The following is a 13,197-nucleotide window of genomic DNA, read 5'->3' on the forward strand; positions in this document are numbered from 1 at the left end:
AATAATCAATCATATAATTACCGTCTGTATAAGTATTAATAATCCACGCAAGCACTGCACTGCTATTTAGGACAAAACGAACCCTTTTTAGTCGGTTTATATTGGTGGACAAGCACAAAATAAAGACAAGTCCATATAATAAGAATGTGCGTAACAAAAAAGTGAAAATAGCGGAAATGGGGATAACCTATAAATAACTCTGGTGTGAAAATAGCCATCAATGCGCCAATCATGCCGAAAAAATAGACAACTTGAAAAACAAACTCCCATTTTGTAATTAGAAGCAGCAAACAAAGCACTAAGCTAATAGAACACAGATGGAACGGCAGTATAAAGAAGCATCCCATCATCCATCCTTATACATCCAATAATCATACATCACCTCTAAACCAAGTAACAATACAAAGAAAGTAGACTAAAAAAATGATCATTTGGATGTTATTCCGAAAAAAAGCAAGTAAAATTCCCCCTATTATAAGAATACCTATCATGATGAGAAGAGAAACAGAAAATAATTCAAAGGGGAAATCATCATAAAGATGGCCGTACCATCCCTTCCTTACCACCATTCTCCTTTCTGATATTTTCCGAAAAAAAACTTTTTCCAAATTATTTTTAAAAACTATGTATAAAAGTTTAATAGTTTGGGAATATTATAGACAAATACTACTGAAAAGAAAAAACCATTTTTGAAGGAGAGGATTATGATGAAACTACAAACAAATACTGCAATGACCGATTTTATTGACAAAGATAAATTCGAATTAGAATCCTACCTTGAATATTTATTTAATCTTGCTTCGGAAAAATAATCTGAAGGATACGATGATTTTTCATCATTAAAAAATCATCGTATCCTCCAGACTCCCTTTTAGGTGAAATGATTAGATATCGCTTTTCTTCTCGCGAAAAAGGAAAATTATTCAACAAGTCATTCTCCTACATTTTTGTAAATTTAATAGAAAAAGTACTTATTTTTTCCAATTTAATTTGGTAAAATAATAAAGCAATCTATAAAATATAGGAGCTTTAAATGATAATGGTACTTTCTCGAATGAATATAGAAAACGTTTGTGAACTTATGGACACAATCGATTCTTTAAAAATACAATTGCTTAAATATGGGATTGAAAAAGGATTAGATGATCCCAATACCATTCAAATAAGTGAACTGCTAGATACATATATTGTCATGTATCAGAAAAAACTGGCTCAAAAATAGACAAATATACATAGTCCTCCTGCAAATCCTCTTCTACATTTATTCCTGCCGAATAAGATTAATCATATCTTTCATCGCTGCTGCTGCTGCGCCTCTCGGATGTGACGCACCGCCAACACAGCAAATGGCTCCCATTTCTTCCGTTTCAAACAAGATTCCTTTATTTGTTCCCTTTACATGGATTAACGGATTTTCAGGAGGAATCATTTCAGGTTTTACTTGTAAGATAAACTTATCTCGTTGCTTTTTCGCTGTTGCAATTAACTTCCACTCACAGCTATTTATTTTGGCACGCTGTATATCTGCTTTGGTAATCTTGTCGATGCCATCGATATCCACATCTTCTAAAGTTAGATTCGTATGAAGTAAACCATTTGCTAACAGCAATATTTTGCATGCACTATCCAACCCTTTAATATCTAACTCAGGATTTTTTTCCGCAATTCCATTTTCCTGTGCTAACTGTAATGCTTTTTCAAAAGTCAGGTTCCCCTCTGACATACTTGTCAGGATGAAATTGGATGTTCCATTTAGAATCCCTTTTATCGATTGAATGGTACTGCCTGCCAAACTAAATTCACCGATATCTAATGTAGGCAGCGCTGCTGCAGTAGCTCCACTATACTTAATATGACATCCTTTCCCTTTGGCAATGGCCAGTAATTCTGGCAAGCAATGAACAAGCGCCCCCTTACTGACAGATACAATATCCATATTTGCCTCGAGCGCTTTTTTTATGTAAGAAAGGGCTGGTTCGCCTGTTTCTATATTCGTAGGAGTACACTCTACAAGAATATCTCCTTTAATGGCTGGAGATTCAAGCACTAAATCTTTCATACTAGCATATTGCGAAATCCCAATCGAACCTGTTGGGAGCTGATGCAGTATAGATAAATCCAATCCTTCCGATTCATAGACCATCCCTACAGATCCAACTACTCCAGTTACCATCAATTCTGTATGATATTGTTTTAGGAACAGTTCTTTTTTCCGATACAATAATTCGATAAATTCCTTCCCGACTGTGCCATATCCCGTAACGATTATCCTTTTTTGTTTCATTGTTTCAACTATTCCTTTCTTTTATTCTTGCTATAGACTTCTTTTTTTTCTGTTATATTCCCTTTATTTTGGATTAAATATTTTTCACTGTAACTTTTCATCTCATTAAACGTGTTATAAGTGATAGGGGGCGAAGATGAAGGATTCAATTGATTCTATTTATCAAACTTATTTTAATGATATTTATTATTTTCTCCTTTCACTCTGCCATAATCATCATTCTGCAGAAGACTTAGTTCAAGAGACATTTTTCAGAGCACATCTCTATCTGGAAACTTTCCAAGGAAAAAATGTGAAGGCCTGGCTTTTCACGGTGGCGTATCACGTTTTTATCGATCAGTTTCGAAAAAATAAGCGACTAGTAGTCAAAGAGAATGATTTCTTTCAAGAAAAGATGGATAACGCGCAAAGAACAGAGGAGACAGTCTTATTAAAAGAAGAAATTCAAAGAGTGATAAACATGCTAAAAGTATTGCCTGAAAAACAAAGGATGGCCGTATTACTAGCAGACTTCCAAGAACTTACAACAGAGGAAGGTGCCATGGTAATGAACATTAGTCCAACCTACTTTAAAGTTTTACTCTTCCGAGGGAGACAAACAATAAGACAGAGGGGGAAACAAATTCGTGAGTGAAGAGTACAAAAAAAGGTTAGAAGCATATAAAAATGGGGAACTTTCAAAAGAGGAAGCAGCAGAAATAGAGAAAGATTTAGAAAAGATGGAGCAATATTTTCAAGTTTTTGAGGAAGCAGAAATGAGCAATCATCATCAAGCCGCACCACTCCTGATTGATTCAAAAAAACAAAGAAGAATAGTAAGAAGAGGAAAGTGGATGGCCCGATTTCAAACAGCACTCACTGCATTAGGACTAATCATTCTTTTCACCATTCTTTCTTCCATTTTCACTGCTGTTTATTACGCTTGGGGCACCCCTGATAGAACAGATGTATACCGAAACATTATTGATTTAACCCTTACTGTAACAGATCCCTATGGGCAGTACAGTGGAACAAGTGCAGCTACAAAGCCTTACTTTGGACTGGAAACAACAACAGATATTGAAAAAAGAGTCGGGGATGAAATCTATAAAACGGGGGAGTATAAAACAAAATTTTTCTTTTCACTCATGGGAATGCCTGAAAAGAAAACACAGGGAGTCATCTCCCAACAACAAGCCTCCTTTTCCTTTTTACCAAAAGAGTCATCCCCATCGGAATGGAAGCGACTAGAAAAAGTAAAGAATGGCACTGTAGCGTCTGTTTATTTGTCCTTCTCTGAATTATTATCAACAAATAAAGTGTTTGATTATTTAAAAGATAGAAATATAGAAATTATCTGGTTTGCTGTTGATACAGGGGTAGAGAATAGAGACGAATTTGGTATAGATCCAATTGGCTTTCCTAATAACCCTATTTGGCATGATGATGATATGATCACAGATTCAACCAAAAAAGAAGGAAACTTTTGGTTTTCCATTGAATCTAGCTCCTCTAGTTCGCCAGAGTATACAGTAGGAGATGCGGAGATTCTGCATAAACAGTTTCTAAAAACACTTACATTTCTAGAACCGTATGAAAAAAAGGCGGAGAATTTTTATTTTGGTCATTTAGAATTAAATAAACGAATTGCTTATATGAAAAAAAATGGTATTAATCATTATGGGGTTGTTATTACTGGTCCTACAGAAGAAATACTCAAGTTAAAAAAAGAAAGCTGGATAAAGGAAATTAGTATAGATGATATAGCTTTTTGGAATTGGGATGAATAAAAGAAGAACCCACAGGACTCAATTGATATGCTCCCCTATAGGTAGACAGATTAAAAAATAAAAATCTGGTTACTTGTAGGGGAGTATTTTTATGCCTAGAAAATCTTATTCTGTAGAAGAGAAATATCAAATAGTGAAAGCTTTAGGGGAAGTAAATTCGTCACTCCAAGTTTCATCGATTTATAAGGTGCACTTTTCTACCGTTTTGGAATGGAAATATAAATTTGATACATTCGGTTTAGAAGGACTAAAAGAGACTTCTTCCTGGAAAAAGTATTCTAAAGAACTAAAGTTATCCGCTATTCAAGATTATGCCTCTGGAAATTACTCGATTCGTGAAATTACGAGAATGTATGAAATATCAGATCCATCTGTCCTTAGAAGGTGGATTAAGAAGTATAATAGTCATAGTGAAATAAAAGATACGTCACAAGGAAGGACGAGCTCTATGACTAAGGGAAGAAAAACGACTTGGGAAGAACGAATACAAATTGTGCTAGATTGTTTAGGGAACAAAAAAGACTATCAAGAAGCAGCTAATACTCATCAGGTTTCTTATCAACAAATCTATCAATGGGTTAAGAAGTATGAAGATGGCGGAGTAGATGCATTGAAAGATAGGCGTGGTTCTACGAAAGAGGAATCCGAGCTAACTCAAGAGGAGAAAATAACTCTTCAAATGAAGAAGTTAGAAAGAGAAAATGAGCGATTACGTGCAGAAAACTTATTTTTAAAAAAGTTAGAGGAGATCGAAAGGAGGCAAAAATAAGTCAAATCCAATCGGAGGATAAGTATATCGCTATTCAAGAGATCCATCAGGAAGAGAATATAAGCATTCAATTACTGAGTGAAATAGCGGGAATTGCACGATCCGCCTATTATAAGTGGCTTCATCGCGTTCCTTCTTCTCAAGAGCTATTGAATGAGAAAATCATGAAAGAGATGAAAATTCTCCATGAAAAAGTGGAGGGCATCTTCGGTTATCGCCAAATGACCCTTCACATGAATAGACAGTTTAAAGAAAGATTGAATCATAAAAGAATTTATCGACTAATGAAAGTGGTTGGCTTACGCTCGATCATTCGTATCAAGAAAAAACGTTATAAACGCTCCGTTCCCCAACAAGTGGCAGAGAATATCTTAAATCGGGAATTTACCGCAACAAAACCAAATGAAAAGTGGGTGACGGATGTGACAGAATTTAAGTATGGTTCATCAAAGAAGGCATATTTAAGTGCCATTCGGGATCTTTATGATGGATCCATTGTTAGCTATGTTTTAGGACATTCGAATAATAATGAACTTGTATTCCAAACGCTTGATCAAGCAACCGTACTTTTATTGGAGGAAGAACATCCAATTATCCATAGTGATCGAGGGTATCAGTATACTTCAAAAGGTTTTAAGCTTAAAGTAGACGAGGCAGAGATAACACACAGTATGTCACGAGTTGGAAAGTGTATTGATAATGGTCCAATGGAGTCTTTTTGGGGGACACTGAAATGCGAAAAGTATTATTTACACAAATATAAGACCTTTGAGGAACTTTCTCTTGCGATAGATGACTATATCCAATTTTATAATAACAATAGATATCAAAAACGATTAAACGGCCTTAGCCCTATGGAATATAGAGTTAAAGCCGCTTAGATCTTTTTTATTATTTCCACTGTCTACTTGACAGGGGGCAGTTCAAATAAAGCTCTGTGGGTCTATTTCTCCTATAAATACTTCCGATGCAGCGCTTTTCCATCATAGCTATAAAGAAGCGGTTTATCTTCTACTACCGTCTCCATATGCACGCCTCTTCCCCATAATTGATGAATATACGGAAGAACCTTTTCTAAATATTTCAAGTCTAATTCAATTCCCTCGAAGCCATGCTTTAAGTACAGCTCTCCATTTTTATTATAATCACCATCATTGACTGTAATATATGGGAAACCCCCATTAACGCGCATGCTCACTAATTGATCCCGGACTTGTTCCCATGCCTTGTCGACAATTTTATAATCTCTTCCTTGCTTTTGGAACAAATACATATCTTCTCTCATGACAAGATCTTTGGTTAAATAGTTTCTCAGAAAAGAAATATCTGATTCTATTTCCCGAACTTCAAACATTTTTTCTCGCCCTGATCCTGGTTTAACACCTCTTTGCTTCATTTCTTCTGTTGGATTATTATAGCGTTCCTCGATATCTTCAAATATCTTTAAACCTAGATAATAGGGGTTAATGCCCGTTTTAGACGGCTGTACTACACCAGCATTCAGCTTTGCAAATTCAATGGCTTCCGCACTTGTTAAATCTAATTCTCGAACAATCCGCTGATGCCAATAGGATGCCCAGCCCTCATTCATGATCTTTGTTTCTAACTGTGGCCAGAAATAAAGCATTTCTTCGCGCATCATGGTTAAAATATCCCTTTGCCAGTCGCTAAGCTCTCGACTGAAGTTTTCAATAAAAAGTAGTAAATCCTTCTCTGGCTGGGGCGGGAATTTCTTGGCTACTTTTTTCTTCGGCTTCTTTGGTTTATTTCGGTCGTCCAATCCCCATAATTCATCATAAGGTGTACTTGTTGGTTCCTCTTCCTCCACAAATTCTACATCGTCCATGGACCAAGCTAATTTAGGTCTCATCAAGCTTGGGTCAATATGTTCATCAATGGCTAATACCGCATCCAAAAACGTTTCCACTTCCTGCTTCCCGTATTTGATTTCATATTGACGAATTCGATCAGCAGTTGCGGCCATACTTTCCACCATTTCTCGTTTGGTATTTTGAAATCGAACATTATTTTTAAAGAAATCACAGTGTGCCAAAACATGGGCAACGATAAGCTTATTATTTATTAAGGAGTTACTATCAAGCAAAAAAGCATAACAAGGATTTGAGTTAATGACTAATTCATATATTTTGGATAGGCCTAAATCATAATGTAATTTCATTTTATGAAATTGCTTTCCGAAGCTCCAATGGGAAAATCGAGTAGGCATTCCGTAAGCACCGAATGTATAAATGATATCCGCAGGACAAATTTCATATCTCATTGGATAAAAGTCTAGTCCAAATCCAGTAGCAATCTCGGTGATTTCTGCAATGGCATATTCCAATTCCTTTTGTTCTACCTCATTCATTCCGCTCTCTCCTTTCACCGTTTAAACTAATGTATGAAAAAAAAAACGGAATCATGAGTAAATTGAATAGAAATTGAATTGGATAGATCTTTTATTTATTGCTTGTGTAGGTGTTGGCGAAATGATTTTGGAGTAAGTATGATGCTGTTTTTGTTGGACTAGCTGGATATTGGCTTTCATCACGGGTATGAACGCATTTTTTCTGTCACTCCTTCTACTTTTTAGCTTTCATCCCACCTGTTGCCCCTCCCTAATCCTTCCTGTCTACTTTTATGAAAAAAAAGGAGCATTCCCACAGAACACTCCTTTTCTCTTTATTCTATTATCTCTTTTACCTTTTTCACAACGTATCCAGAGCTGCCTTTATCTTGTACGCTTTCCATCATCATTGCAATCAAGAGGTTCTTATTGCCTTTATCATAGGTAACATACCAGCCGTTTTCTGTTCCCTTTTCGCCTTGCTTTTCTTTTAATTCAGCTGTACCTGTTTTTCCTGCTAATGTTTTCCCGCTTATTTTTCCGGCACGTGCTGTACCGTGAGGACTTTCAATAACCTGTTGTAAGTCATCAGAAATGGTGTTGGCTACTGATTCGTCCATGATTTTTTCTTTCCAAACCTTACTCTTCTCTTCACTATCTAATAATACAGGTGTTATTAGATTTCCACCGTTAACAAATGGTGTGTATGCTGTCGCAAGATGAATCACACTCATTTCCACATGCCCTTGGCCATATCCTGAGTCTGCTAAAAGCTGCTCTGTATCTAATTTGCCATAGGTGGATGTTTCAATTGGGTAAGCATAAGTAAACGGTTCTTCAAACCCGAATTTTTTTAGTTCTGCTGCAAACTTATCTTTACCTAAATCAAGTGCTGTCTGCGCAAAGTAAATATTATCACTATATATCAAAGCATCCGCTAGATTTACAGGCTCTGAGCTTGTATGCACTCTTGTGACATAATAACCGCCCCAAGATTTATCCTTCTGCCACTTCTTAGTGGTAATCTTTCTTTCCTGTTCAGGAGTAATGACGCCCTCTGTTAATGCAGCAGCTGCTACAAGCGGCTTCATAACAGAACCAGGAGCATATTTATTTTTAAAGCGATTGGTAAAAGGATCTAGCTTATTATTATCATATGCTTCCTTCTCAGACGTTGTCAGGCCAACAATCATCTTGTTTGGATCAAATGCGGGACTGCTGACTAACGCAAGTGTTTCCCCTGTTTGCGGATTAATAGCTGTAGCTGCACCTGCTTCGCCATCCATTTTTTCATATATTTCCTTTTGCAAGTCTGCATCGATTGTTAACTTTACATTTTCACCATTCTTCACATCTTTTTTCGCTAAAGTAACTGTACTGCCGTCGGCTTTTTTAATAGAAATTTCTTCGCCATTCGTGCCTTTCAATCGTTCCTCCAGCACTTGCTCTAAGCCTCTTTTTCCAATTACATCTGTGCTTGAATAACCCTTCCCTTTATTCTCCTCCAGCTCTTCTGCTGTGATGCTGCCAATGTAGCCAATTAAATGGGCAGCACTTTCGCCAAATGGATAAATTCTTCCTTTGGTATCTTGCTTCTGCACACCAGGTAATGCAAAGAGTTTATCTAAATAAGCACGATCTCCTGTGGCAACTTTCTTTATTGGAACAAAAAAGCTCGGTTGGACCCAATCTGCTTGGATCGCTTTCTCTATTGTTTCTTTTTTAATATCCAAAAGCTTTGCTAGATTACTTATGACAGCATCTGGATTGTCTCCCATTTGTTCTGGAACCAGCCCAACTTCATAAATAACTCCATTCATGGCCATCGGATTCTCATTTTTATCCACAATACTACCGCGTTCTGCTGGAATCGTGTTGACCGAAATTTTATCATCAGGACCTAACTCAGAAAATATATAAGTAGTATCCCAATTTATATACCAATTCTCGTCTTTGTCTCGCTCTTCTTTTACAAGCGTGGCCTGATTATCAAAACTGATTTCTCCTGCCATACTGTTCATTTTAACCGAAAATGGAATTTCTGCTTTCTCTACTTTATCAAATTTTTCGTCGTCTGAAGGTTTCTTATATGTTATCTCTAAATCTTTAATACTTAAGTCTTTGTAAATTTTTTCATATCTAGAAACAAATTCTTCTTCCGAAACATTTTTCTTTGCTTCTGTTGATAAGAAAGCATACATTTCTTTGAATTTTTCGTCATTCCACAGTTTTATATATTGTGATAGCCGTTCATCTGGGGTAGGATCATTCTTATTGCACCCTGTTACCACTGCTATCAATACAAATATCAGTAAAAGCATCCATCTCTTTTTCATTCCTATCTCCCCTTCTAATCTACTACTACTAGCGTACCATTTTTTCATAAAAACGGAAAAAGAATTACATACAAAATGGTCATTTTTTTATTTTTTCTTTCCTGCATCCTGTATATTATTACCTTTCTGACAAAATAATAACTTTATTACGAAGACCAATTGAAAAAATTACAGATCGTTTTTAACATACTTTTGCTTCACCATTTGCTAAAATACAGACTAAGGGGGGATATAGATGATTGTGTTATTTGATGGGGTTTGTAATTTATGCAACAAAAGTGTGCAATTTATTATTAAAAGAGATCCACATAACCAATTTTTCTTTGCTTCCTTACAGAGCGAAACTGGAAGAAATCTATTGAATAAATATCATTTATCTGAGGTTGATAGTGTTATCCTTTTAAAAGAAGATAGATACTATTTAGAATCGGATGCCGCTTTAGAAATTTGCAGCCATCTTACAGGTGGATGGAAGCTTCTAGCTATTTTAAAAGTAATCCCGCCTTTCATCAGAGACCCTCTTTATCGAATTATTGCTAGAAATCGTTATAAATGGTTTGGCAAACAGGATTCCTGTATGCTTCCAACAGAAGAAATGAAGAAGCGCTTTTTATAGTTCCCTCACATTCTTGCCTTTTCGAATAAAAAAGACCGCTTTCTCATCAGAAAACGGCAGAAAATTGGAGATAAAGGACTACTCGTAAAACAGATATTGGGGTTTAATAGAAATCTCAAAATTTCTATTAAAAATGCTCAATTAAGTTTTATTATGCGAATAATTAGAAGGCGTAGGTGGGCACTTCTAAAAATAGCAAAAATATTCTTAATATATTGCAGTAAAAACAATTAAATCATATTATTAAGATAGATGAATTCTTGATTTCAAAGTAAATTTCGGCATTTTAAGGCATTTAGCACTGTTTTTTTGCAAAAATCTTCAAAAATATAACTTTAGGAATATCATTAAAAAAAGGTGAGCTTTTCTATGTAGGAGTGAAGCGATTGAATTTTTCAGCGGTTGGGGAAAAAATCAAGGAATTACGAAAGCAAATGGGACTATCACAAAAGGAACTTTCTCACAATATTTGTACACAAGCGCAAATAAGCAAGATTGAAAAAGGAGAAGTACTTCCATTGTCTTCTACTCTTTATCTTATTTCTAGGCGATTGGGAGTAGACGTAAATTACTTCTTCGATATTGGTACGACCCCCAGACTAGATTATGTGGAAGAAACTTTTCGGCAATTAAAAGCAGCTAGAAGGAATACTGATTATCATACAATAAAACAAATTGTAAAAGCAGAAGAAAAAAATCCTTTATTTACGCACCATAAAAAAAACTATCAATTGCTGCTTTGGCATAAGGCAATTTATGTATTTGAAATCGACCGTGATTTTAATCGAGCAGTAAAGCTTATTAATGAAGCAATTGAACTTACCTTTGACACTGTCTTCACAGAAAGAGAAATAGAAATCTTTATTAGTAAAGGAATCTTTCACTATGAAGAAGGATTTATTGATGATTCCTTGACCATTTATGAACAAGCATTTAAAGCGATCAACCAGCTTCCCTATTTAAAGGATGATACGATTAAAAGCAGATTATATTTTAATATCGCGAAATCCTTAACAGATCAATCCATGTTTGATGCATCCATTACTTATTGTAAGGAAGGGATTGATTGGGCGATACAACAGGATAACCTTTATTTGCTGGCTCACTTTCACTATCATATCGGATATAACTATGAATTACAAAAGAATTTTGACCTAGCTATTCCTTATATGCAAGATGCACTAATGATTTTCCAATTAGTAAAAGATCATCGATATACGGATTATATCGAAGGAAAAATCCGTAGCTGGCAAACATAATATATGTATTATATAAAGATGTCCTCCAACTATTCTCCCCTACGAATCGTGAAATAGTTGGGGGCATCTTTTTTCTTAAGCGGGGATAACGATCATTTTCCATCGCCTCTATGCTATCCGCATATATACCTAGTTAGTTATTCCCTGTTTATACAATCAGTTTCATCTCCAGCAACTAATGTCCTAATGATAAAATTCTATGAAAAATTACCTATTTTCGTAAAACGTTATCAATTTTATTAAAATAAAAGGTCAATAGTCTGATAGGTTATGGTAAGATAGATATACTATAGTTTAATCATTAGGAGTGAGTGATAAAAAATGAAGAAGAAAGTCACAGTATTGGCAACTACGGCTATTCTGTCAACCACTTTCGCAGCGAATGCCTCTGCTAGTACTTATGTAGTGAAAAAAGGGGATACTTTAGGACAGATTGCGAAGAAATTCAATACGACTGTTAATGACATAAAGTCGCAAAATAATCTTTCCTCAGACCTTATTTTAATCAATCAAGAATTATCTATTGGCGATGATTCAAAATCTAGCAGCAATACAACTAACGCTAGTAAAACTTCTACGAAGACAAACTCAAGTGCCAAGACATATAAAGTTGTTTCAGGAGATTCCCTTATTAAAATAGCAAATCAGCATTCTATTTCTTTAGGAGAGTTACAGCAATGGAACAATCTATCCTCTTCGCTTATCTATCCTGGTGATATTTTATATGTTTCCAAACCTGGAAATGCTAATTCCAACCCGTCTAGTAACTCTGGAAGTAACAGCAATACAGCTGTAAAGGAAACTACAACTGCTTCTACAGGAACTTATACGATTAAAAGCGGAGATACTTTAAGTAAAATTGCTTCTACGTATAAAATGTCTGTAAGCCAACTAAAGCAATTAAATAATCTAAATTCTGATTTGATTTTCCCAGGACAAAAATTGAAGGTTACTGCTTCTGAAAAGATAACTAACACTGGAAATACTAATCCCTCTTCTAATAAACCGACTCTTATTTCTAATGGAAACAATGGACAATCCTATGCTTCCAAAGTCGTTTCGGTCTCTAAAAGTCTAGTTGGCATTCCATATGTTTGGGCAGGCTCAACTACTGCAGGGTTTGATTGCAGCGGATTTGTTTACTATGTGTTAAATCAAAGCGGTAAATCAATTGGACGTTATTCTGCTGAAGGCTACTATGACCGCAGCTATTATATAGATGTTCCAGCTGTTGGAGATATTGTCTATTTTAAAAATACCTACAAACAAGGTATCTCTCATTTAGGTATTTATATTGGCAACAATGAATTTATTCACGCTGACTCAAGCGGCGTTCGTGTTACAAGTTTAGATAACTCATACTATAAAGAGCATTTTGATAGTTTTAAACGTTTATATTAACAGATAATAATAGAAAGGGCTGTCTATTTAGCGGGCAGTCTTTTTTGTATGCTTTGGGGTTGGCTGATATATCCCTACTTTGGCTGATATACCCACTACTTTGGCTGATTTACTCCTTGTTTTGGCTGATATACCCACTACTTTGGCTGATTTACTCCTCGTTTTAGCTGATATCTCCACTACTTTGGCTGATATACCCTTACCATGGAACAAATATTCCTCCATTTTGCTAATATATCTTCCAATCTCGCACCATTCAGCGCCGAGCTTTTACCAAACTGCGTATATTTTTTCCTACTTTCATTGTCTATTCTCTTCATTCCCTATATTCGTTACTTCAAAACTAGTATCCAATTACGCTCTTTTACTTCTCTTCTTCTGTCCTCTACCATCTCTATTCAAAAAGCGTTATAATT

The 13,197-nt window shown here is 35.5% G+C and carries 12 protein-coding genes; 7 read left to right on the forward strand and 5 right to left on the reverse strand.

Features of this window, described 5'->3' with window-relative positions; all coding sequences use genetic code 11:
• Positions 1-62 precede the first annotated feature (62 nt).
• Positions 63-350, reverse strand: coding sequence for a TMEM164-related integral membrane acyltransferase (locus MHH96_RS03690; protein WP_082810100.1), 288 nt, complete (start codon positions 348-350; stop codon positions 63-65).
• A gap of 683 nt (positions 351-1,033) precedes the next feature.
• On the opposite strand from MHH96_RS03690, the gene MHH96_RS03695 reads away from it, so the two are divergent.
• A complete protein-coding gene (locus MHH96_RS03695) occupies positions 1,034-1,222 on the forward strand; it encodes an aspartyl-phosphate phosphatase Spo0E family protein (RefSeq protein WP_047942675.1) in 189 nt (62 codons plus the stop codon).
• Positions 1,223-1,261: 39 nt separating this feature from the next.
• Here the strand turns inward: MHH96_RS03695 and MHH96_RS03700 are convergent, their stop codons facing one another.
• Positions 1,262-2,284 carry a homoserine dehydrogenase gene (locus MHH96_RS03700; RefSeq protein ID WP_047942677.1) on the reverse strand — a complete coding sequence of 341 codons (1,023 nt, stop codon included), beginning with the start codon at positions 2,282-2,284 and terminating at the stop codon, positions 1,262-1,264.
• Positions 2,285-2,420: 136 nt separating this feature from the next.
• Here MHH96_RS03700 and MHH96_RS03705 point away from each other — a divergent pair, with 136 nt between their 5' ends.
• The 3 genes from MHH96_RS03705 (at position 2,421) to MHH96_RS03715 (ending at position 5,703) form a co-directional block, all read left to right on the forward strand.
• The gene (locus MHH96_RS03705) at positions 2,421-2,918 is read left to right on the forward strand and encodes a sigma-70 family RNA polymerase sigma factor (protein WP_047942678.1); all 498 of its coding nucleotides are present in this window, start codon (positions 2,421-2,423) and stop codon (positions 2,916-2,918) included.
• Positions 2,911-4,053, forward strand: a complete 1,143-nt coding sequence (locus MHH96_RS03710) for an anti-sigma factor (protein WP_047942679.1) — start codon at positions 2,911-2,913, stop codon at positions 4,051-4,053. The genes MHH96_RS03705 and MHH96_RS03710 overlap by 8 nt, the downstream gene beginning before the upstream one ends.
• A 91-nt stretch (positions 4,054-4,144) precedes the next feature.
• Positions 4,145-5,703, forward strand: a protein-coding gene (locus tag MHH96_RS03715) for an IS3 family transposase (protein WP_152680057.1) whose coding sequence is annotated in 2 segments (ribosomal slippage) — positions 4,145-4,784 and positions 4,784-5,703 — 1,560 coding nt in all. Because the reading frame shifts where the segments join, the coding sequence is not laid out codon by codon here.
• A 71-nt stretch (positions 5,704-5,774) separates the two neighbouring features.
• Here MHH96_RS03715 and MHH96_RS03720 read toward each other — a convergent pair.
• The gene (locus tag MHH96_RS03720; RefSeq protein ID WP_047942681.1) at positions 5,775-7,190 is read right to left on the reverse strand and encodes a SpoVR family protein; all 1,416 of its coding nucleotides are present in this window, start codon (positions 7,188-7,190) and stop codon (positions 5,775-5,777) included.
• A 314-nt stretch (positions 7,191-7,504) separates the two neighbouring features.
• Complete coding sequence (locus MHH96_RS03725) at positions 7,505-9,505, reverse strand: penicillin-binding transpeptidase domain-containing protein (protein ID WP_341116721.1); 2,001 nt, start codon at positions 9,503-9,505, stop codon at positions 7,505-7,507.
• A gap of 235 nt (positions 9,506-9,740) precedes the next feature.
• Here MHH96_RS03725 and MHH96_RS03730 point away from each other — a divergent pair, with 235 nt between their 5' ends.
• The 3 genes from MHH96_RS03730 (at position 9,741) to MHH96_RS03740 (ending at position 12,781) form a co-directional block, all read left to right on the forward strand.
• Entirely contained in the window at positions 9,741-10,121 is a 381-nt protein-coding gene (locus MHH96_RS03730) for a thiol-disulfide oxidoreductase DCC family protein (protein ID WP_061800821.1), read from the forward strand.
• A gap of 386 nt (positions 10,122-10,507) precedes the next feature.
• Positions 10,508-11,380, forward strand: coding sequence for a helix-turn-helix domain-containing protein (locus MHH96_RS03735; protein ID WP_053215703.1), 873 nt, complete (start codon positions 10,508-10,510; stop codon positions 11,378-11,380).
• Positions 11,381-11,701: 321 nt separating this feature from the next.
• Complete coding sequence (locus MHH96_RS03740) at positions 11,702-12,781, forward strand: C40 family peptidase (RefSeq protein WP_341116724.1); 1,080 nt, start codon at positions 11,702-11,704, stop codon at positions 12,779-12,781.
• A 27-nt stretch (positions 12,782-12,808) separates the two neighbouring features.
• On the opposite strand, the gene MHH96_RS03745 is transcribed toward MHH96_RS03740, so the two are convergent.
• A complete protein-coding gene (locus MHH96_RS03745) occupies positions 12,809-12,994 on the reverse strand; it encodes a hypothetical protein (protein WP_047942687.1) in 186 nt (61 codons plus the stop codon).
• Between the last annotated feature and the right edge of the window lie 203 nt (positions 12,995-13,197).

The organism is Niallia sp. FSL K6-0212 (assembly GCF_038007605.1).
GTDB lineage: Bacteria > Bacillota > Bacilli > Bacillales > Cytobacillaceae > Niallia > Niallia circulans.

Coding starts and splice junctions, on each gene's coding strand:
- MHH96_RS03690 (WP_082810100.1), bottom strand. CDS start 350: ATGATGGGATGCTTCTTTATACTGCCGTTCCATCTGTGTTCTATTAGC.
- MHH96_RS03695 (WP_047942675.1), top strand. CDS start 1,034: ATGATAATGGTACTTTCTCGAATGAATATAGAAAACGTTTGTGAACTT.
- MHH96_RS03700 (WP_047942677.1), bottom strand. CDS start 2,284: ATGAAACAAAAAAGGATAATCGTTACGGGATATGGCACAGTCGGGAAG.
- MHH96_RS03705 (WP_047942678.1), top strand. CDS start 2,421: ATGAAGGATTCAATTGATTCTATTTATCAAACTTATTTTAATGATATT.
- MHH96_RS03720 (WP_047942681.1), bottom strand. CDS start 7,190: ATGAATGAGGTAGAACAAAAGGAATTGGAATATGCCATTGCAGAAATC.
- MHH96_RS03725 (WP_341116721.1), bottom strand. CDS start 9,505: ATGAAAAAGAGATGGATGCTTTTACTGATATTTGTATTGATAGCAGTG.
- MHH96_RS03730 (WP_061800821.1), top strand. CDS start 9,741: ATGATTGTGTTATTTGATGGGGTTTGTAATTTATGCAACAAAAGTGTG.
- MHH96_RS03740 (WP_341116724.1), top strand. CDS start 11,702: ATGAAGAAGAAAGTCACAGTATTGGCAACTACGGCTATTCTGTCAACC.